Raw genomic sequence first — 20,949 nt, forward strand, 5'->3', positions numbered from 1 at the left:
ACCCCTGACCGCCTGGTTCGTAGCCAGGTACTCTATCCAGCTGAGCTACACCCGCATGGTGCTTAATATTATTGGGAATAATATTAATAAGCTCTAAAAACAAAAAAACTTACAAAAGTAAGCTTTATAAAGAATGGTGCGGGTGAAGGGATTCGAACCCCTGACCGCCTGGTTCGTAGCCAGGTACTCTATCCAGCTGAGCTACACCCGCTTTAAGAATCTACAAGAATGGCGGTGGAGGAGGGATTCGAACCCTCGAACAGGCTATAAACCCGTTACTCCCTTAGCAGGGGAGCGCCTTCGGCCACTCGGCCACCCCACCGTCGTCTTGTTGGCGCACATATTACTGTCTTCTGAAAACAAGTCAAACACTTTTTAGTAGAAAACTTTCCGTTTGCTCGCTATTCGAGCAACCTGTTCATTTTTCATCTACATTGGGTAAATTTCAGACATAAAAAAAGAGCCCTTAGGCTCTTTCTTTAAGAATAACTAGAGTTAACTAGCGGCATTCTTTTCAGCTTGAATGCGCATATAAATCTCTTCACGATGCACTGATACATCTTTTGGAGCATTAACGCCTACACGTACTTGATTACCTTTAACGCCTAATACAGTCACTGTTACGTTGTCACCAATCATAAGAGTTTCGCCTACACGGCGTGTTAAAATTAACATATATTTATTGCTCCTAAATTATTCTAATTATATCGAGATAGTGAGTATGGCTCATTACACAGTAAATTCATCTTTTATTTACTGTGTATATCACCAATGCTATTTTTCTTGCGTTGGTTCTGTTTCAAGTTCAAATGCTTTATGTAAAGCACGTACTGCTAATTCTAAATACTTACTATCAACTAACACTGAAATTTTAATTTCAGAAGTAGCTATTTGATGCATGTTGATCCCTTCTGCGCCTAAGGTTTCAAACATTTTTTGTGCGACACCAGGGTGATTCCACATACCAACACCGACAACAGATACTTTTGCTATCTCATTATTACCTTGTACAGAATTAGCTTGTAGCTTCTCACAAACAACATTTAATAATTTTGTCGCTTGATCGTAGTCATCACGATGCACTGTAAAGGTAAAGTCTGTTTTACCGTCACCTAATGTGTTTTGTACAATCATATCAACATCAATGTTTGCAGCACCAATAGGAGAAAGGATTTGAGCTGCAACCGTTGGTTGATCAGGAACACCAGATAAAGTTAAACGCGCTTCATCACGATTAAACGCGATGCCAGAGATAACAGGAGATTCCATTTTATTTTCCTCATAACTAATTAACGTACCACCACCATCTTTAAAACTAGAAAGTACACGTAGTGGCACGTTGTATTTTCCTGCAAATTCTACTGAGCGAATTTGTAACACTTTCGCGCCTAAGCTAGCCATTTCAAGCATTTCTTCAAACGTAATACTATCAAGACGGCGAGCATTCGGCTCTACACGTGGGTCAGTAGTATAAACACCATCAACATCCGTATAGATTTGGCATTCATCTGCTTTTAATGCAGCAGCGATAGCAACAGCTGAAGTATCACTACCTCCTCGCCCTAGTGTTGTAATGTTATTATCTTCGCTACGACCTTGGAAACCAGCGACAACAACAACACGACCTTCTTTTATATGCTTCTGAAGATTCTCAGTTTCAACATTTAAAATACGTGCTTTAGCATGGTTAGAATCCGTTTTTAAACGAATTTGGTCACCGGTCATTGAAACAGCATCAACACCTAGATTGTGTAGCGCCATAGATAACAAAGCGATAGTCGTTTGCTCACCAGTGGTCAACAACACATCCATCTCACGAGCAGTCGGCGTAGCGTTAAACTCTTTAGCTAAGGCGATTAATCGATTTGTTTCACCAGACATAGCGGATAAAACAACAACGACATCATGACCCGCTTCTTTCGTCGCTTTAACTTTCTCGGCGACGGCTTTGATACGTTCCACATTTCCAACGGAAGTACCACCATATTTTTGAACTAGTAATGCCATTTCTTTTCCTTTCTACACAACCAAGGTATAGACCCCTAATTTTTATAAACGTTCAGTTAACCAAGGAGTTACCAATGTAAGAGCTTCTTTTAATGCTGCAGGATTGTTTCCACCAGCCATCGCCATATCTGGACGACCGCCACCTTTGCCGCCGACAGGGATAGCAACAACGTTGACTAAATCACCTGCTTTGACTTTTTTAGTTAAGTCTTTTGTCACACCCGCAATCAAACTTACTTTGTCATCACCAACTGTTGTTGCTAATACCACGATGCCTGATTGCAACTTGTTCTTCATTTCATCGACGCTATTACGTAACGTTTTAGGGTCAATGCCTTCCATGTAAGCAACAACGACTTTCACACCGTTGATATCAATTGCTTGTTCTGTCAAGTTTGAACCTGCTTCACTTGCCGCTTTCGCTTTAAGTTGTGCTAGCTCTTTCTCAAGGACTTTATTACGCTCTAGCGTTTGAAGGATTTTCTCACCTAACGTGAATGAATCACCTTTAACAAGATCACAGGCTTTATTGAATTGCTCACGTAAGTTTTGCAATACATTGCCAGCAGCATCACCCGCAGCCGCTTCAATACGACGAACGCCTGCAGCAGTACCCGCTTCAGAAGTGATAATAAATAACCCCATATCACCCGTGCGTTGTACGTGAGTACCACCACATAGTTCAGTAGAGAAATCGCCCATTTGAACAACACGTACCATATCGCCATATTTCTCACCAAATAATGCCATAGCACCTTGGTTCTTAGCTTCTTCTATGTCCATCAATTTAGTCACAACTTCATAGTTGTTACGAATGGCTTGGTTGACCATGTAAGTCACTTTATTAAGTGCTTCAGCTGATACCGCTTCAAAGTGTGAGAAATCAAAGCGTAGTTTCTCAGCATCACATAACGACCCTTTTTGAGTCACATGCTCACCTAACACTTGGCGTAATGCTTCGTGTAATAAATGGGTTGCAGAATGATGTAATGCAATTGATTTACGACGTTCAGCATCGACTTCAGCTTCAACAGACTCGTTCGCTTTGATAGAGCCCATACTAACGTAACCAATATGCAAGAAAGCATCACCTGATTTTTTAGTATCAGTCACAACAAAAATACCGTTACTGAACTTAAGCACGCCCGAATCACCTACTTGGCCGCCCGACTCGGCATAGAATGGTGTTTTAGCTAGCACGATTTGTGCGTTATCGCCTTCCACTAAACTATCAACAAACTGTCCTTCTTTGATTAACGTCGCCACAGTAGAAGATCCTACTAGTGCTTGATAACCAATAAACTCAGTTTTGCCTTCAATTTTTAATACGTCGTTATAATCTTTACCGAAGTTATTCGCTGCTTGAGCACGCTTACGTTGCTCAGCCATTGCACTATCAAAACCATCTTCATCGATAGTTAATTCACGTTCACGCGCAATATCAGCGGTTAAATCAGCTGGGAAACCGTAAGTGTCGTAAAGTTTAAATACAACATCACCAGGAATCACACTGCCTTTTAGGGCATCTAGTTCGTTATCTAAAATCAATAAACCACGCTCTAGCGTTTTACCAAACTGCTCTTCTTCTAAACGTAAGATCTTTTCAACGAATTCACGTTGTTGACCTAGTTCTGGGTAAGCATCGCCCATTTGTTTGATTAGCTCTTCATAAATACGGTAAAAGAAAACTTCTTTTGCACCCAATTTATGACCATGACGTACAGCACGACGAATAATACGACGCAATACATAACCACGTCCTTCGTTTGACGGCATCACACCATCGCAAATCAAGAAACCACATGAACGGATATGATCGGCAACTACGCGTAATGATTTATCTTGTAAATCTTTAGCGCCTGTTACGTCAGCTACTTTCTGAATCAACCCTTGGAATAGGTCGATATCGTAGTTTGAATGACCGTTTTGAATAATCGCAGAAATACGCTCTAAGCCCATCCCCGTATCGATAGATGGGTTAGGTAGATTTTCCATTGTGCCATCAGCACTACGGTTAAATTGCATGAAAACGATGTTCCAGATTTCAATGAAACGGTCGCCATCTTCTTCAGGTGTTCCTGGAGGACCGCCCCAAATGTGCTCACCGTGATCGTAGAATATTTCAGAACAAGGACCACAAGGCCCCGTATCACCCATTGACCAAAAGTTATCAGACTCGTATTTTTTCTCAGGTGATTTATCACCAATACGAATGATTTTATCTTCTGGTACGCCGATTTTATCAGCCCATAATGAAAATGCTTCGTCATCACTTTCGTAAACAGTAACAAGCAGTTTCTCTTTTGGTATTTTCAGAACGTCAGTTAAATATTCCCACGCAAATCCAATCGCTTCTTCTTTGAAGTAATCACCGAAACTAAAGTTACCTAACATTTCAAAAAAAGTATGGTGACGAGCCGTGTAACCAACGTTATCTAGATCGTTATGTTTACCACCAGCACGAACACAACGTTGGCTTGATGTTGCGCGTGTATAAGCTCTTTTTTCAGTGCCTAAAAAGGTATCTTTAAATTGATTCATACCTGCATTAGTAAATAACAAGGTAGGGTCATTCTCAGGGACGAGTGAACTACTGCTCACTGTCTGATGCCCTTTCTTACCAAAGAAATCCATAAATCCTTGGCGAATATCAGCGGTCGATTTAGTCATGACTTATTCCATGTAAAAGTGTCAATTTAGGTATTCTTAAAAAATGAGTCTTTAAGGGCTAAATAGATGAAAAATAAATGGAGGCTAATATATCATGCAGATGGTGCTGGTGAAAGTAGCGATAAATAGAGTCATAGCAATAATTTATTACTCAATATAACCTTTATGAATAAGCGAATCAGTAATTTACAACCAAACATCTCAGCTAACGAATTGGTAGTCATTCAATACAAATAGTTTATTGAGTTTATATTGATTCAAAAATCTCAGTTTAAAGACAATAAATATTATTTTTTTAGTGAATCTTAAACTTTTTAGCAGATATAAAACTCGAAATAAAATGAAGAAACGGATGAATGAAAAGACGGCTTAAAGAAAAAACCGTTTAAAGAAGATATTAATAATAGAGGCTTTATTATTGAGGCAAGTTGAGGAAAGAACTTGATTGGCTAGTGAGACAGATGCTAACTAGCCAATGCTTAAAACACGCTTATTTACTTATCTATTTATCTACTTATCTATTTATCTACTTATCTACTTATCTACTTATCTACCTACAGACTTACAGACTTAAAATAAATAGATAACGCTTATTCAGCGACTAACGTTTCAATACGGTAAAAACCTTCACCATCAATTCCTAACGCTTCAGCTAAGAATGGCAAACTATGTTGCATTTCTTTTTGTAACGTCCATGGTGGATTAATCACAATCATGCCACTTGACGTCATGCCACGTTCTTCTTTATCCGCTTCAATACCCAATTCAAATAACTGAATGTTTTTAATGCCAGACGATTTTAACGCTCTTTCCATTTTATTAATCAAAGTACGTTTAACAACGGGATACCATAAAGCGTAAGTTCCTGTCGCAAAACGACGATGAGCTGCAATTAGCTTTTCAACTACTTCGTCATACTCTGTTTTAATTTCATAAGACGGGTCAATCAATACTAAACCACGACGTTCTTTAGGCGGCATAGTCGCAATTAAACCTTGTAAGCCATCGCTATTCGCCATTTTAATGCGGCGATCACCAGAGAAATTACCACGCATGTTAGTAAATTCATTCGGGTGTAGTTCAAATAAAAACATACGATCGTCATCACGACGCATTTGATTACAAATCATCGGAGAGCCAGGATAAGACAGTAACGCCCCTTCACCATTAAACGCTTTAACCTGATCTAAATAACGCGTGACTGGCACCGGTAAGTTTTTAAGATTCCATAACGCACCAATACCATTTTTAAACTCACCCGTTTTAAGTGATTGAGCTGAATCTAATTGAAAAGCACCACAGCCAGAATGAGTATCCAAATAACAAAAAGCTTTATCTTTCTGTAATAAGTAATCGAGGATAGAGGCTAATACAGTATGTTTTAATACATCTGCAAAATTCCCAGCATGGTATGAATGACGATAACTCAGCACAAAAAACTCCAAAAAGGTTCTAAAAAAACAAATAAAATAATAACCTGCGCAGTATAAAGACTTTACAGTTTTATTGCGCGAAAAAGATAATACGATGAATGATTATCGAGTCATAAAGTAAACACTATTTATTTAGCTTAATATGTAGCAACACTAACAGTCTTGATCTTCTTAGACGCTTATTATTACCTGCGCTTTTAGCGCCATAATTTTCAAAAAACTATTTTAAAAACTAATTTAATGCGCTCACTTGTTGCTGTGTGGGACACCGAAACCAAGTTATACGCTACATATCTATTTTTAAGATATTTATGGGTGGTATTGTAGGGGCAAGATCCTATAAACTAGTCAACAATATTTGCTTATTTTTATGCTTAACAAAGTTAATGTTAATGTCTCTTTTATTCTCTATTAATAGACATAACCTAACTAATAAGCGTATTTCTACGTTTATTAACAAGATAAAAGTAAGCAACAGTTAATTAACAAGATAAAAGTAAGCAACAGTTAATTGATTAACTAATTGCATTAGAAAGCGCATTAAATGTAATTGTGACGACTAACAAAAATACTGTTTATAGCAAAACTAATACTCAATTTTTAAGTCATAGTTTCATTCACAACTTAAGTCATGATTTTAGTGATTAGTTAAGTAACGATTTAACTAACAGTTAAGTAAGAAAAAGCGCAATAAATTTTAAGTGGTAGTTAACTAACTAGCACTAACAAATACTTTAAATAAGTCGAAATAGCGGAGCAAGAATATGTTTAACCGTAGTGTAAACAAAGTAGTCCTAGTAGGTAACCTAGGTAAAGATCCTGAAATGCGTTACACCCAAAATGGTGGCGCAGTAGCTAACTTTTCAATCGCAACAACGGAAAGCTGGAAAAACAAACAAACAGGCGAATACGAAAACAAATCTGAATGGCACAACATTGTTGTATTCGGTAAGTTTGGCGAAATGGTTGGCCAGTACCTTAAAAAAGGTGCAAAAGTTTACGTTGAAGGTAAATTGCAAACCAACAAATGGCAAGGTCAAGACGGTCAAGATCGTTACAAAACTGAGATCATTGCAAACGACATTCAAATGCTAGATGCGCGTAATCAAAATGCAGGACAAGGCCAAGCACCTTACCAAGCACCGCAACAGCCAGGTGGATACCAAAGCGCAGCGCCACAACCAGCTGCTGCACCAGCACAGTCTTGGGGTAATGCACCGCAACAACCACCAGCACATCAGCCTGCTCCGCAAATGGCACCAGCATATCAGCCACAGCCAACACCTGCACAGCAACGACCTGCGCCAGCACCTGCTCCACAGCAACGTCCGGCACCAGCGCCTGCTCCAGCGCCACAGGCAAAACCGCAACAAGCTCCAGCGTCATTTAATGAGCCATCAATGGATTTTGATGACGATATCCCGTTCTAGGATTGAGTTGTCTTTTTAAGATGATTTGTTAAATTGTAGAATAGTAAAAACCTAGCACAGCTAGGTTTTTTTATGTCTGTAATTTGAAGTGTTAAATTCACCTGACTTTATTTGGGTTAATACTTTCAAATAATCAATAAGTTCATATATCTATCACCTGCAGCATTTCCACCGTAAATATTGCAATGCCCTACGCTTTTAGATGATTAAAAATTCACAACTGAACTATAGATCTTTGTTTTATCGATAAACCAACGTAAAGTAATCATAATATTTTAATCATTAACTCTTGTCGTATTTCCACCGTTAAAATGACATTTTGTGAGTTAATAAAGCTGTTATGAGTCATTGGAGGGTACTATTAATAATCTTATTCAACGTTCTGTAGAACTGGAAGAAGCTGTATCAGCATTATTTGAACTTGGTGCTCATGATGATTCGAATCGCATAAAATCGAGTTGGACTATGTGCAGTGTTTCATTTGAGCATGCGCAAAGTATTAAGATATTGATTGGTACAAGTAATTACACTTCAGCCATTTCAATCGCAAGGTTACAATATGAAACACTAGTTAGATCTATGTGGATTTTCTATGCAGCTTCGGATCTTGCGATAACCAAATTATCTAATCCGCTTACATTAGAAAATGAAAAATCAGCAAATAAACTTCCTATGCTTAGCGAAATGATAAAGCAACTCACTGGCAAAGCTCCTGATATTGCTGTTGATATGCTCAATGAATTTAAACATTACTCTTGGAAATCATTAAGCTCTTATGTGCATGGTGGTATACACGCTGTTAGTCGCCATTCCAATGGTTATCCTTTAGAACTCCTCGATCAAATAATAAGAATGTCAAATGGCTTATTAACAATGACTGCAATGATGGTGTCAATTCTAACGGGGCATAATATGATTGTGGGAGCCGTGAGTAAGATCCAAAGTGAGTTTAAAGACTGTTTGCCAGATTTAAAGCATTGAACTCATAACAAGTCGTTCAACGCTGACGCATAAAGGCTGTCATCGTTTTTGCAAAAAGAAAAAACGCAAAAACCACGCCAACCTACACGCTGGTTAACGAGGCGTTAGGCATTACAGTACATTAGGTTGTAACCGTCATCGCTTAAATCAGAAACATAATATTCTCTTTTTACTGGAAAAGTACCTAATTCCAGCTTGTTTGTGGCAAGAGGATTGTGGATCAATGTGTAATTCCTTATGTAATTACAACAATCGTAGTGGGCATAAAGAACAGCACTGATGTTCTTATATTCATCCCTGAAAAAAATATCTGTATGAATTGGCGACCCATTAGCATTTGTAAGTGAATCACTATATTCAATAGATTCTTCCATTTCGCCTGTTGTTGGATTTCGTTTAAGTACTTGATGACCTATTGGGTAAAGTGAGCGCACAATTCTTGGAGTAGGGAAATCAATATGAGCACCATCAAGTTGGCAACTATTAATCGCGATGATTAAATAATCGTCATGATTAACAATTTTATCTTTCAAGTATCCGTTGTATGCTCGGTGCTTAGTTGAAATGGCAGAAGTAAGCCTAAGAGTTATTTCATCATCAGGTAACTTTTGTACACCTTTGTTGGCTCTAATTTCTGGAATTTTGTTTTGTTTAATACCATCTTGAGGGCAAACTGCTTCTATGTAATATTTAGCGTTACCTTTTGTTAAAGAAATATCTGGCCCATGGTTCGCTGAAGAAAGGTCAAATTCTTGTTCCATAAAAAAGCAGGTTAGATCCATTTCCCAAAATCGTGCATCAAAATCATTAGCAATTTCAACTTTAAAATCATCATCTGCAAATGGTTCAAAGTTCAACCATAATTTTTCACATAAATTTCGTACTGTTTTAAGAGGTGGATGATTTTCATCCCTAACGTTTGTGTATGTTTTGTCTTTTGCGACAATACCTTGGATAAATATGGACATAGTATTTAATTCCTTGTAATTTATAGTGGCTTTACACTCGGTATTATGTGCGTATCAATGAAAATGCCTAATCGGGTAGCCGGAGGTATCTAACCTTCAGCCCCACACCACCCTGCATGCGGCTCCGCACAGGGCGGTTCATCTTATGATGAATAGTGAATATTAATCCACAAATTCTTTAATGACATCAAACCTTGTCTGGCTAACAACGCATTACTGATCGGTATATTAATCTCTTCAGTTTTCGAACTAACTTCAATGAATGACTATCCAACACTTTCCTTTTATATCTGTAATTTGAAGTGTTAAATTCACCTGACTTTATTTGAGCTATACCGATTACATTAACTAAGTGATCTAAATTTTGCACAGGAAAAATGACTTAGTTTAAGGCGTAAATTGAGCTAAATGGTTGTTCCCTTTACGAAATTTACAACGAAGAAATAAGTTATTTTAACCAGTAAAATAGATCAGTTAATTAGTGTGATTGGTATTAATGCTTTCAAATAATCAATAAGTTTATATATCTCTCACCTGCAGTATTTCCACCGTAAATATTGCAACGCCCTACGCTTTTAGATGATTAAAAAGTTCACAAGTGAACTATAGCTCTTTGTTTTATCGACAAACCAACGTAAAGTAATAATAATATTTTAATCATTAACTCTTGTCGTATTTCCACCGTTAAAATGACATTTTGTGAGTTAATAAAGCTGTTAATTTCTTCTTTTTTCCTTAAGGTTTTGAGGTGCTAGATTGTTTAAAGAACTATTTACATATTTAGAGACAAACCAACCCATAGCTACATTAAGTGCTGGCGTATTAGCAATATTCGCAGTCATACTGAGTCAACTATGGTTGGATTGGCGTCAGAAAAGGGCTCATAAGCATGAAATTGCAGTTAAAGATAAAGAGTTAAACTTAAAGAAAAAAGAAGAACTAATTGAAACTATTAATATACAAGTTTTAGATATAGCTCGTGTCGAAGACGTTTTTGATAGCTGGTTTAATAATTTCAGTAAAAACTATACAGCATCGGAAATGAGTCAGTTGTTGATGAGTATTAATAACCGAGTGAATAAGATTCACATTTTAATTCAGTTGTATTTCCCAGATTATATTCCGTATATAAATAAAATTATGGGTGAAGCTCAGGGATTCCTTGAGTTATGTACAGATTTTTCGATGGCTGCAAAATTTGGCTCGGAAGATTTTCATAAACTTGAAATGATTGAAATTTTCGAAAAATGTAATGAATACGCAGTTGCTTATATGCACCTATCTTCTAATGTGATCGAACCAGAGCTAGTTGAGAAATATCCACTCAAACCTAGCTAAAAATTAACAAGGTGCTAAAGCATCAGCCCTAAATTCACCGCTACGCGGCGAGCTGTGGACTCACATCCTTTCGCCGCTTAGCTTTGCGTTATATTTCTAGGAGATGTATGAGTAATAATAAATATCCGTCACCATATGATTTTTTCATTAACACTCCGATTTATGAAAAAATTGTAATTGATGAGTCGTCTTCAAAAGTCGGTATGGACATATTTAACTTCGGAAAGCCATTTGATTCATATTGCCCTTTTTGTAAAGAACACAGCATATTTGAGCGTATTGTTGGTAATTATTGGAGTGGAATGACAGACTCTGAAGGTTGGGTTGATAGAGGGGATCAAAAGTTTAATTTTCGATGTACGCGGGTAAAAAGTCATCAGCTTGAGTTCTATGTGAGGATAACAGACAGAACTTTTGAAAAAGTAGGGCAAACACCTTCCATAGCTGATCTTCAAATATTCGATGTAAAAAAGTATAGTAAAATTTTACCTAAACAATACTATATGGAATTTACAAAAGCTATTGGGTTAGCTTCACATGGAGTAGGGCTTGGTTCTTTTGTATACTTAAGGCGTATATTTGAGCAGTTGATAAGTGAGGCAAAGTTACAATTGTCTGATGATGCCTCGTGGAATGAGGAACTGTTCAATAGGGCAAAAATGTCTGAAAAAATAGAGCTTGTGGCAAGTGAACTCCCCGAGTTTTTAGTTGAAAACAAATTAATGTACGGGATATTAAGTAAGGGTATACATGAGCTATCTGAGCAAGAGTGTCTCCAATATTTTCCTGTAGTAAAAACAGGGATCGAGATTATCCTTGATTCACACCTAGAAAAATTACAAAGACAAGAAAAACTAAATCTAGCCAGAAAAGCGTTAGCATCGGTATCAAGCAAAATATAATCGGGTAGCCCGAGGTGTCTAACATCCAGCCCCACACCACCCTGCATGCGACTCCGCACAGGGCGGTTCATCTTATGATGAAGAGTGAAGAGTGAATATTAATCCACAAGTCCTTTAATGACATCAATCCTTGTCTGGCTAAAAACTCATTACTGATCGCACCATTGATCCCTTTGGTTTTCGAACTAACTTCAATGAATGGCTGCCCAACACTTTCGCTTTGTTTTATCGATAAACCAACGTAAAGTAATAATAATATTTTAATCATTAACTCTTGTCGTATTTCCACCGTTAAAATGACATTTTATGGGTTAATAAGGCTGTAATGTTTCAGGGATAATATGAGTTTAAACGATAATAATTGTAATGAATGTGGCAGTACGTTTATTCCAACATCATCAGGTATGATGTCATTATGTAGTGAGTGTGCTCATATCCTTTATGACTATCCAAAATGTGAACATAAAATGGCTTCCGGTCACTGTATTAAATGTGGTTGGGATGGCTCTGTTTCAAAATATGTTCAAAGATTAAAAGAAAGAGCTGAGAATAATTAGGGTGCTCTGAAGCATAATCGGATAGTCGGAGGTATCTAACCTCCAGCCCCACATCACCCTGCATGCGGCTCCGCACAGTATGGTTCATCTTATGATGAATAGTGAATATTAATCCACAAATCCTTTAATGACATCAAGCCTTGTCTGGCTAAGAACGCATTACTGATCCCTTTGGTTTTCGAACTACGACAAGGTCCTTTACTGGTATTTTTTATAAATCCACTGGCACAAAAAATGGCTAAACCATCACTGACGCCAAGTTTAATCAATGATCTCACTTTCGTCCTTGGTTTTCGCTATTGCCGATAAACATGGACTTTATTAAAACCATGATATCGTCACACGAATAAAATCCACAATATTCTTTAATAATACTGTTTTGACCTAACCTTCTTTCCCCTTCGAGCCTTCGTGGTTAATCAGCTTTTGATTTTAAAAGACTATAAGCAACCACGAAGCCGCTGCGCTGCACGAAGGACACGAAGAGAACCTAAATATTATTGTCGCAAGTGCTAAGCTCTTAATTCAATAAATCCTTCATGTTTAGCCCTATAATCCCATTTCTGACTCAATTTAATCAATTAGTTAATAAAAATAAAATAATCTATTTAATCTCAAGTAAATATAAGCTACTGTCATTTTTTTAAAATAAACAGGCTGAAAATAAGAAATTCTACAGCTTCGTTACACAATATAATTAATACAACTTTCATCATCACCCATAATATAAGGACTTATAAAATAATGAAAAAATCTACACTGTCGGCTCTATTTGCATCTTCGGCTATACTAATAACTGGTTGTGCCCCTGCTAATATTAGCTCTAACCTGCGCCCATCAAGTACCGATGAAACATCAATGCAAACTCGTTGTGTGGATTTTAAGACCGGTGATGAAAGCAAGACAAATGCATTGCTTAGTCAGTATGACGGTTGGAAAGTTGCTTACACCTCTGAATACACAACTACGAATAAAACAACTACCGTAATGGTCATGTGTTTTGAAAAGCCAACTAACAAGTAAAACTGCCTAACAAATTAGAATAGGTGTCGCGCAGCCGACATCTTATTCGAGTCAAGCACCAATAATGTATTCCGATAGTGTCAAATCTTGCCTTTTGCCTATTTTCTTCTTCTGATAAGAAAAAGGTGATCGCCTACATCGCGAAATACCAAGTAATTAAATATCAGATAGCCTTGATAAATGCGGACGTATCGGCGACTCCTCTCGTTAAACCTTCTAAATTAATCAATATCTTTAGCAAGTTTACTGCACTCGTATTAAATTAAATAACGATACAACCTATTAGCTGGTGCTAAGAAGATTATGATTACTTTATTATGGAAGTTGATTTTTTAAACCATTTTCCGCCGTATGAGTTACTCTACAAACCTCGTTATATTTTCTCTGGTTTGGCTTTCACAAGGATTCAATGATGAATATAGATAAAGCAAAAAAGCGTATCGCGAAGCAAGTTAAAAAAGGATTTAACGGCTACCCTCAGATCTCACTAGCGTATTTTGGTCAAACGTCGGATTCTGCAACTAAAGTCATTGTTTCGTTCACTGCGGATGAGAATGCTAAACCACAAGACCAAACATTTTTGAGTGAAAATGACGCTAGGGAAGACGAAACGATTCAATCGACGTTAGTGAAAATAATTGAACGAACGGATGCTAATACGGTTATTGAAATCGATGGTGTTTCGATCATTAAATAAAAAAGTGAATGGGGTTAAGTCTTGCTTTTTGTCTTTTTAAAATACTACCTCAAAAAAACTCATAATAAAAACGATGTTCAAAATGGCTACCACTCTCCCGCCGTTGAGCTTTCCCAAACGATGAAGGACTTTCAGCAACAGCAAACAGGACGTTTGCTGTAAGTTCATTCAGCGCATGGACGCGCTGTATGAACTGGTGCGTTAGGAAAGCCCTTTATTGTTTGGGCAAGAAAGCGAATCTGTGACAGCTTTCTTTGCCTACGTTCTCTTCTGATAAGAGAAAGTAGAGTCGCCGACAGGGCTAAAACACAGTAAATAAAAATCAATATGACCGGAAGAGCGCAGACGAAGACCAATATTAACAAAAAAATAGAAGCCTATTGAGGCTAAAAAAACGCATGCCTAATTGCTTAGACATGCGTTTATGAACGGGGTCAAGTCTTGCTTTTTGTCTTTTTAAAACACCACATCAAAAACTCATAATAAAAATGATATTCAAAATGGCTACCACTCTCCCGCCGTTGAGCTTTCCCAAACGATGAAGGGCTTTCAGCAACAGCAAACAGGACGTTTGCTGTAAGTTCATTCAGCGCATGGACGCGCTGTATGAACTGGTGCGTTAGGAAAGTCCTTTATTGTTTGGGTAAGAAAGCGACTCGGTGTCAGTCTCTTTGCCTACTTTCTCTTCTGATAAGAGAAAGTAGAGTCGCCGACAGGGCGAAAACACAGTAAATAAAAATCAATATGATCGGAAGAGCGCAGACGAAGACTAATATTAACAAAAAAATAGAAGCCTATTGAGGCTAAAAAAAACGCATGCCTAATTACTTAGACATGCGTTTATATTATTTGGCAGATTCAAGTTTCAAATATCGTTAGATAAACTTGTTCAATTTTATTTAGCTTAGTTCAGTCCAATTCAGTAGTGACCAACATCAAAGCCATTAATGACTCTGATGTTATTCAGTAACATGATTAAACTAGCTATTTAAAAAGCCGCTTAACTTAAAGTGCTGTTTCTAAGATTTGACGAGAACGAGCTAAATCAATCGTGCCGTTTTCACCAAGCTTAGTCATACCGTGTGCTTCTAAACTTACCATTGCTGTATCAACATCAGCTTGTGTTAAGTCGATTTCACTTAACGATACTGGTGTTTTCATTGCAGAGAAGAATGCTTTTGTTTTCTCGATAGCTGCATCAATACGTGCATCATCTGAACCTTCAGTGATATTCCAAATACGCTCAGCGTATTGTAATAATTTTGCTTTTTTCTCTTCACGACATACTTGCATGACTGCTGGTAAAACGATGGTTAAACTACGACCGTGGTCTACGCCAAAGTTACCTGTTAGTTCGTGACCAATCATGTGTGTTGCCCAATCTTGAGGAACACCTACACCAATTAAACCGCTTAGTGCTTGAGTCGCAGCCCACATTACGTTGGTACGCGCTTCCATATTTTGTAAGTCAACAATCAGTTTTGGACCTTCTTCAACTAATGTTAATAGAATGCCTTCTGCAAAACGATCTTGGATTTTTGCATTAACTGGGTACGTTAGGTATTGCTCCATTACGTGAACAAATCCATCAACAACACCATTAGATGTTTGGCGTTCAGACAAGCTCAATGTAGTTTGAGGGTCTAGTACTGCAAATTGAGGACGTACAAGTGGATTACCAAATGCTAATTTTTCTTTACCTCGAGTAACAACAGCACCTGAATTCGTTTCTGAACCCGTTGCTGGTAATGTCAAAATACAACCCAATGGCAGTGCAGTTTCAATCTTGCCTTGTTTAGCAAGAATATCCCACGCTTCTTCACCTTCAAAGTTCACTGCAGCTGCAATGAATTTAGTACCATCAACAACAGAACCACCGCCTACTGCTAATAAGTAATCAAAACCTTCTGCACGAATACGCTCAACTGCTTTCATTAATGTATCGTATTGTGGGTTTGGCTCAATACCTGAAAACTCATCCCAGTTATGGTCAGCAAGTGCTGTAACTACTTGGTCGTAAACGCCGTTGCCCTTAATAGAACCGCCACCATAGGTAACTAATATTTTTTTGTCTTTTGGAATACTGTTAGTGATCGCTGCAATTTGACCTTGACCAAAATGGATTGCGGTCGTGTTGTGGTAACTAAAATTGTTCATCTATTACTCCTTTAAAACGATTTATTCTATTCATCGTTTATTAAAAATTTTGTATTAATGAGAATGATTTACTTGAATGCATTACATCGGCGAATCGACTTTGTTTATACAACATGGGCCTATACGTTTCAGTTTTACGCTGCGATCAAATACGAATCAAACATGAGCTAAATATTGCTCATATATCGCATATCTAAATTATTATCATTCAAATTAAATTGCACACAATTTAATTGTGCGGCAATTATATCTCGCATTGAAACGATAACGCAAGTATATTGTGCACAATGTAATTATTTAACGGATTGAATATGAGTAACAATAAGGTAGATTTAAAGATGAATCAGTGTGAAGAAGTCGATCATTCATCAGTTGAGAGTTGTTCAACTCATTCTTGCTCAATAGTAGAACCTGGTTCTAACTTGGCAATTGAAAAACAACTTTGTTTCTCTTTATACAGTACGGCGAATGCCATTGTTCGAGCATATCGTCCGATGTTAAAAGCGCTTGATTTAACTTACCCTCAATATTTAGTGATGATTGTGCTTTGGAGTAATAATGGGATTAATGTAAAAGATCTAGGGAAGATATTACATTTGGATTCCGGTACGTTAACGCCTTTATTAAAGCGCCTTGAAAGTAAGCAAGTATTAACACGACAACGCGGTGAAGAGGATGAACGCGTACGTGAAATCTTTCTCACTGAGCAAGGTATTAATTTAAAAAAACAAGCTGAAGATGTGCCTGAGCAAATGTTATGTAAAGCTAAATTGCCTTTGGAAGAATTGCTCGAATTAAAAAAAGGGTGTGATAGATTGTTTGAAAATTTAACTGACGAATAATTTATATAACGACCATCGCACTATCACGATATCTCTATATTAAGCTGATACCATTCCGATTTATTTTTCGGAATGGTATCAATGTTTAACTAGTTTTTAGTGCGTTCGACTGATAAAAACCTTTTAGTACTTCTGCCTAACTATAAGCGAGCTGTGTTATTAAGCAGCAGCAGTTTCAAGCAGCCACATCGACCAGCAGTAATATTAACCAGCAGCATTTTCAAATAGCCACATCGACCAGTATTACTCAGCCAGTAGCAGTATTAAGTAGCATTACTCAGCCAATAGCAGTATTAACAAACAACAAAGCCACTATTTTTCCCAGTCTAAAATCACTTTTCCTGACTTGCCAGAACGCATCATATCGAAACCTTTTTGAAAATCATCAACGCTAAAGTGATGTGTAATAATAGGCGTTAAATCTAAGCCCGATTGAATAAGACTAGCCATTTTGTACCAAGTTTCAAACATCTCACGGCCATAAATACCTTTAATCACTAAGCCTTTAAAGATAACCTGATTCCAATCGATTGCCATATCTGAAGGTGGAATACCTAACAAAGCGACCTTGCCACCATGGTTCATATTTTTTAATAAACTATTAAACGCAGAGGGATTACCGGACATTTCCAAGCCCACATCAAACCCTTCTGACATACCTAGTTCAGTTATCACCTCTTCTAGTTTTTCATTGTTGATATTAACGGCACGCGTAACACCCACTTTTTTAGCGAGATCTAGCCGGTATTCATTAACGTCAGTGATCACCACATGACGTGCCCCAACATGTTTTGCAACCGCCGCCGCCATTATACCTATCGGTCCAGCCCCTGTGATCAACACATCTTCTCCCACCAAATCAAATGATAAAGCGGTATGAACGGCGTTACCAAAAGGGTCAAAAATAGACGCAAGATCATCTGATATTTCAGCAGGGATCTTAAACGCATTAAACGCAGGTAAGACTAAAAATTCAGAAAATGCCCCTGTTCTATTAACGCCTACACCACTTGTATTACGACAAAGGTGCGTACGACCACAGCGACAGTTACGGCAATGTCCGCAGGTAATGTGCCCTTCTCCAGAAACACGATCGCCGAGTTTAAAACCGCGAACCTCTTGCCCCATGCCAACCACTTCCCCCACATATTCGTGACCAACCACTAAAGGTACGGGAATAGTTTGTTGCGCCCATTCATCCCAATTATAAATATGGATGTCAGTACCACAAATCGCTGTCTTTTTAATGCGGATAAGCAAGTCATTATGCCCCACTTCAGGCTTTTCAACTTCAGTCATCCACAGCCCTTGTTCAGGCTTTAATTTAGCTAACGCTTTAATTTTCATGACCAATTAACTCCATCTCTAGCCCAACTTTAATGAACGCATCAATCGCGGTATCGAGTTGTTCACGTGAATGTGCTGCAGACATTTGTGTACGGATACGAGCTTTCCCTTTAGGCACAACAGGGAAAGAAAAAGCGACCACGTAAATACCCAATGCTAATGCGCGTTCTGCAAACTCAGCAGCCACTTTTGCATCGCCTAACATAATAGGAATAATCGCATGGTCTGCCCCTCCCATGGTAAAACCAGCAGCTTCCATACGCGTACGAAAGTGTGCTGAGTTTTCCCATAGTTTGGTACGTAAATGCCCAGATTCAGCAAGTAAATCCAGCACTCGAATAGACGCTGAAACAATCGCAGGCGCAACAGAATTAGAAAACAGGTACGGGCGAGAGCGTTGGCGTAACCAATCGATAACTTCTTTTTTACCAGAAGTATAACCACCAGAAGCACCGCCCATCGCTTTACCTAAGGTACCGGTAATAATATCAATGCGGTCAATGACGTCATGGTATTCATGGGTACCTGCGCCATTTTCGCCCATGAACCCAACGGCATGAGAGTCGTCAACCATCACTAATGCATCATATTGTTCAGCTAAATCACAAATAGCCGGTAGGTTTGCCACCACGCCATCCATTGAGAACACACCATCAGTGACAATAAGGGTATGACGAGCCCCCGCTTCTTTAGCGGCAATCAATTGTTGTTCTAATTCTGCCATGTCATTATTCGCGTAACGAAAACGCATTGCTTTACATAAACGAACACCGTCAATGATGGAAGCATGGTTTAATGCATCTGAAATAATCGCATCTTCTTTACCTAAAATAGTTTCAAATAAGCCGGTATTGGCATCAAAACATGAGGTGTAAAGAATGGTGTCTTCTTTGCCTAAAAAAGTAGATAGCTTTTGCTCTAAGATTTTATGTGAATCTTGTGTACCACAAATGAAACGTACTGATGCCATCCCAAAACCGTGTTCATCCATGCCATCTTTTGCCGCTTGGATCAGCGTTTCATGATTGGCTAAACCTAAATAGTTATTGGCACAAAAGTTTAATACTTCCTGCCCTGTAGAGATTGACACAGCGGCTTTTTGCGCAGAAGTAATAATACGTTCTGATTTATATAACCCTTCGCTCTTTACTGTTTCTATTTGTGTTTTGATTTGTGCATAAAATGTAGAAGACATCATATTTCCTTCTTTAAGTGGTTATCGTTTAACTGTCATTTCTTTTTATAAGGAATCTTTTTATAAATGATCATCCTATAAAGCGCTCTTTTATAAAGAATGCGACATATAAATGTTGTTGATTAAAAGTATAATAAAACCGAATAAATTGATTCTAATTGAAACCGATTACTACTATTAGCCCATAAAATGAAAAACCATTGGTGAATCATGGTCACAAATAAACTAATTACTTTATTACCCGATTTAGCCACTTTTATAGTTGTGGTGAATGAAGGAAGCTTTACAACGGCAGCCAAAAAGCTAGGGGTTACACCTTCGGCTTTAAGTAAATTGATCACACGCTTAGAAAATGCATTGTCAGTAAAGCTGTTTGAACGAACCACACGTCGCTTATTGATTACCGATGCGGGTAAAAAAATATATCAGCAATCAACGATCATCGTTGAAGCCGCTCAGCAGGCCATTGATATATCCAGTTTAGAGCATACCGTGCCCTCAGGAACGTTAACGGTTGCCGCACCCAAAGCTTTTTTAACCATTGTATTGCAACCGCTAGTCACTCCTTTTTTGACTAAATATCCTAAAATTCAATTAAAGCTAAGAGCATCAGACGGTGATATCGATATGATAGCGCAGGGTATTGATGTGGTATTTCGCTTAACCGATAAACCCTCTGAAGGGTTGATAATGAAAGAGATTGGTAAGGTTCATTTAAAACTCTGTGCAAGCCCTGAATATATAAAAAACAGAGGCTGCCCGACTCACCCACAACAGTTATCAGAGCATGATTGTTTGTATTTAGGTGAAACGGCTATCGACCATATCTGGGAGTTTATGAAAAAAGATGAAAGACACGTGATAGCTGTTTCTGGACGCTATGCAGTCAATCATTCTCAGATGCGTTTAAATGGTGTTAAAGATGGTTTTGGAATTGGTATATTCCCTGACTTTGTCATTAAAAATGCACTACAAAACAATGAAGTGGTTGACGTACTTTCTGATTGGGAAATTAAAGGTAATTACGCAGGTGTGATAGCAATGCAATATGCGCAGAATAAATACATGCCCTCTCGCTTAAAAGTATTCACCGAGTTTGTAACAGCACACTTAATGCAAGGTACTTTCAATGAAGGTGCTGTTAATACCGAATAATAAAAGACAAAATAACAGAACAATAAAAGACAAAATAACAGAACAATAAAAGACAAAATAACAGAACAATAAAAAGCAGATCATAGCTTGTTTAATGCTCAACTTTTAATATTGATTATTGGTGATAGTTTATTGGAAATTGATTATTGGTGATTGTTTATTAGTGATTGGTTGTTAGTGACTGGTTGTTACTGATTGATCATGCCTACAACGTTAAAAGCTAAAACTAAAGCTTATAAACTAATTT

At 37.8% G+C, this 20,949-nt stretch carries 19 protein-coding genes and 2 tRNA genes; 9 read left to right on the forward strand and 12 right to left on the reverse strand.

Going from position 1 to position 20,949, the window contains the following annotated elements; all coding sequences use genetic code 11:
- Positions 1 to 134 precede the first annotated feature (134 nt).
- The 6 genes from V6255_RS15990 to V6255_RS16015 all read right to left on the reverse strand — a co-directional run bounded on the left by V6255_RS15990 (position 135) and on the right by V6255_RS16015 (position 6,110).
- Positions 135 to 211, reverse strand: a tRNA-Arg gene (locus V6255_RS15990).
- Between the two features lie 18 nt (positions 212 to 229).
- Positions 230 to 322: transfer RNA gene (locus V6255_RS15995), tRNA-Ser, on the reverse strand.
- 173 nt (positions 323 to 495) lie between these two features.
- Positions 496 to 675 carry a carbon storage regulator CsrA gene (csrA, locus tag V6255_RS16000; protein ID WP_025566169.1) on the reverse strand — a complete coding sequence of 60 codons (180 nt, stop codon included), beginning with the start codon at positions 673 to 675 and terminating at the stop codon, positions 496 to 498.
- Positions 676 to 774: 99 nt separating this feature from the next.
- Complete coding sequence (locus V6255_RS16005) at positions 775 to 2,007, reverse strand: aspartate kinase (RefSeq protein ID WP_341629049.1); 1,233 nt, start codon at positions 2,005 to 2,007, stop codon at positions 775 to 777.
- Positions 2,008 to 2,049: 42 nt separating this feature from the next.
- Complete coding sequence (gene alaS / locus V6255_RS16010) at positions 2,050 to 4,677, reverse strand: alanine--tRNA ligase (protein ID WP_341629050.1); 2,628 nt, start codon at positions 4,675 to 4,677, stop codon at positions 2,050 to 2,052.
- A gap of 590 nt (positions 4,678 to 5,267) precedes the next feature.
- Positions 5,268 to 6,110, reverse strand: coding sequence for a 23S rRNA (adenine(2030)-N(6))-methyltransferase RlmJ (locus V6255_RS16015; RefSeq protein ID WP_341629051.1), 843 nt, complete (start codon positions 6,108 to 6,110; stop codon positions 5,268 to 5,270).
- Positions 6,111 to 6,874: 764 nt separating this feature from the next.
- Between V6255_RS16015 and V6255_RS16020 the strand changes: the two genes are divergently transcribed.
- Positions 6,875 to 7,540, forward strand: coding sequence for a single-stranded DNA-binding protein (locus tag V6255_RS16020; RefSeq protein WP_025566174.1), 666 nt, complete (start codon positions 6,875 to 6,877; stop codon positions 7,538 to 7,540).
- A gap of 348 nt (positions 7,541 to 7,888) precedes the next feature.
- The gene (locus V6255_RS16025) at positions 7,889 to 8,521 is read left to right on the forward strand and encodes a DUF6988 family protein (protein ID WP_341629052.1); all 633 of its coding nucleotides are present in this window, start codon (positions 7,889 to 7,891) and stop codon (positions 8,519 to 8,521) included.
- Between the two features lie 104 nt (positions 8,522 to 8,625).
- Here V6255_RS16025 and V6255_RS16030 read toward each other — a convergent pair whose 3' ends face one another.
- Positions 8,626 to 9,489: a hypothetical protein gene (locus V6255_RS16030; protein ID WP_341629053.1), complete on the reverse strand. Its 864-nt coding sequence runs from the start codon at positions 9,487 to 9,489 to the stop codon at positions 8,626 to 8,628.
- Positions 9,490 to 10,245: 756 nt separating this feature from the next.
- Here V6255_RS16030 and V6255_RS16035 point away from each other — a divergent pair.
- A complete protein-coding gene (locus V6255_RS16035) occupies positions 10,246 to 10,827 on the forward strand; it encodes a hypothetical protein (protein ID WP_341629054.1) in 582 nt (193 codons plus the stop codon).
- Positions 10,828 to 10,934: 107 nt separating this feature from the next.
- The gene (locus tag V6255_RS16040; protein ID WP_341629055.1) at positions 10,935 to 11,729 is read left to right on the forward strand and encodes a short-chain dehydrogenase; all 795 of its coding nucleotides are present in this window, start codon (positions 10,935 to 10,937) and stop codon (positions 11,727 to 11,729) included.
- A 67-nt stretch (positions 11,730 to 11,796) separates the two neighbouring features.
- On the opposite strand, the gene V6255_RS16045 is transcribed toward V6255_RS16040, so the two are convergent.
- Positions 11,797 to 11,997 (reverse strand): hypothetical protein, encoded by a 201-nt coding sequence (locus V6255_RS16045; RefSeq protein ID WP_341629056.1) that lies wholly within the window; start codon positions 11,995 to 11,997, stop codon positions 11,797 to 11,799.
- Positions 11,998 to 12,070: 73 nt separating this feature from the next.
- On the opposite strand from V6255_RS16045, the gene V6255_RS16050 reads away from it, so the two are divergent.
- Positions 12,071 to 12,286, forward strand: coding sequence for a hypothetical protein (locus V6255_RS16050; RefSeq protein ID WP_341629057.1), 216 nt, complete (start codon positions 12,071 to 12,073; stop codon positions 12,284 to 12,286).
- Between the two features lie 89 nt (positions 12,287 to 12,375).
- Here the strand turns inward: V6255_RS16050 and V6255_RS16055 are convergent, their stop codons facing one another.
- Entirely contained in the window at positions 12,376 to 12,564 is a 189-nt protein-coding gene (locus tag V6255_RS16055) for a Retron-type RNA-directed DNA polymerase (RefSeq protein WP_341629058.1), read from the reverse strand.
- A 466-nt stretch (positions 12,565 to 13,030) separates the two neighbouring features.
- Here V6255_RS16055 and V6255_RS16060 point away from each other — a divergent pair, with 466 nt between their 5' ends.
- Both V6255_RS16060 and V6255_RS16065 read left to right on the forward strand, forming a co-directional pair.
- Entirely contained in the window at positions 13,031 to 13,309 is a 279-nt protein-coding gene (locus V6255_RS16060; protein ID WP_341629059.1) for a hypothetical protein, read from the forward strand.
- 412 nt (positions 13,310 to 13,721) lie between these two features.
- Complete coding sequence (locus tag V6255_RS16065; RefSeq protein WP_341629060.1) at positions 13,722 to 14,006, forward strand: hypothetical protein; 285 nt, start codon at positions 13,722 to 13,724, stop codon at positions 14,004 to 14,006.
- A gap of 1,005 nt (positions 14,007 to 15,011) precedes the next feature.
- Here the strand turns inward: V6255_RS16065 and V6255_RS16070 are convergent.
- The gene (locus V6255_RS16070) at positions 15,012 to 16,163 is read right to left on the reverse strand and encodes an iron-containing alcohol dehydrogenase (protein ID WP_341629061.1); all 1,152 of its coding nucleotides are present in this window, start codon (positions 16,161 to 16,163) and stop codon (positions 15,012 to 15,014) included.
- Positions 16,164 to 16,474: 311 nt separating this feature from the next.
- Here V6255_RS16070 and V6255_RS16075 point away from each other — a divergent pair, with 311 nt between their 5' ends.
- A complete protein-coding gene (locus tag V6255_RS16075; RefSeq protein WP_341629062.1) occupies positions 16,475 to 17,005 on the forward strand; it encodes a MarR family transcriptional regulator in 531 nt (176 codons plus the stop codon).
- A 312-nt stretch (positions 17,006 to 17,317) separates the two neighbouring features.
- Here V6255_RS16075 and tdh read toward each other — a convergent pair whose 3' ends face one another.
- The gene (gene tdh, locus V6255_RS16080) at positions 17,318 to 18,352 is read right to left on the reverse strand and encodes an L-threonine 3-dehydrogenase (protein ID WP_341629063.1); all 1,035 of its coding nucleotides are present in this window, start codon (positions 18,350 to 18,352) and stop codon (positions 17,318 to 17,320) included.
- Complete coding sequence (locus tag V6255_RS16085; protein ID WP_341629064.1) at positions 18,342 to 19,550, reverse strand: glycine C-acetyltransferase; 1,209 nt, start codon at positions 19,548 to 19,550, stop codon at positions 18,342 to 18,344. The genes tdh and V6255_RS16085 overlap by 11 nt, the downstream gene beginning before the upstream one ends.
- A 207-nt stretch (positions 19,551 to 19,757) precedes the next feature.
- Here V6255_RS16085 and V6255_RS16090 point away from each other — a divergent pair, with 207 nt between their 5' ends.
- Complete coding sequence (locus V6255_RS16090) at positions 19,758 to 20,702, forward strand: LysR family transcriptional regulator (RefSeq protein ID WP_341629065.1); 945 nt, start codon at positions 19,758 to 19,760, stop codon at positions 20,700 to 20,702.
- The last annotated feature ends 247 nt before the right edge of the window (positions 20,703 to 20,949 follow it).

Source organism: Psychromonas arctica (genome assembly GCF_038155225.1).
In the GTDB taxonomy this organism is placed as follows: Bacteria; Pseudomonadota; Gammaproteobacteria; order Enterobacterales; family Psychromonadaceae; genus Psychromonas; species Psychromonas arctica_B.